2 pseudogenes are annotated in these 602 nt (G+C 76.9%); one reads left to right on the top strand and one right to left on the bottom strand.

Going from position 1 to position 602, the window contains the following annotated elements:
- Positions 1-85: pseudogene (locus EAO71_RS37240) on the top strand (permease); the annotation flags it as partial.
- Positions 86-87: 2 nt separating this feature from the next.
- Here the strand turns inward: EAO71_RS37240 and EAO71_RS37235 are convergent.
- Positions 88-602, bottom strand: a pseudogene (locus EAO71_RS37235) (cobyrinate a,c-diamide synthase); the annotation flags it as partial.

The following is a 602-nucleotide window of genomic DNA, read 5'->3' as shown; positions in this document are numbered from 1 at the left end:
CCACGAACACCCCGCCCGCTCCACCCTGCTGTGCACGGTGGCGGGCGTCGGCTTCATCTGGCTGGTGGTGGGCCTGTCCGGCTGACGTCACGTGCCCGACTCCCCGCCACGGCCGGGCCCGCAGTGCGCGACGAACCGCGCGGCGGCCTCCGGCGCCCCCGCCCAGTGGGTGTGCACGTAGCTCGCGTGCACCCCGTCCTGGACGAAGCCCTCGACCCGCCGCTCGGGCTGCCGCAGCCCCCAGGCCGCCTGCGCGCCGGCGCCCGGATGCGGGGCCACGAGTTCCACCGGACCGTGATCGAGCCGGGCGCCGGCGGCGGCGAGCGGACTGTCGCTCACGGCCACGGCGTCCCGGTACCCGAGGGTGAGCCGCTCCGACATCCGCGCGTCGGCGTCCAGGACCCCGCACATGGGCGTCCCGTCGAGGGACCGCGCGAGGTAGAGCAGCCCCGCGCACTCCGCGGCGACCGGGGCGCCGGAGCGCGCCAGTTCCGCCACGGCCTTGCGCAGCGGCTCGTTGGCGGACAGCTCCGGGCCGTACATCTCCGGGAAGCCGCCGCCTATGACGAGCCCGGACGTCCCCTCGGGCAGGCTCTCGTCCC

The sequence above is a fragment of the Streptomyces sp. MS191 genome (assembly GCF_008042125.1).
GTDB lineage: Bacteria > Actinomycetota > Actinomycetes > Streptomycetales > Streptomycetaceae > Streptomyces.
The sequence above is the reverse complement of the archived record's forward strand: the minus strand, read 5'-3'. Positions and strand labels throughout refer to the sequence as shown.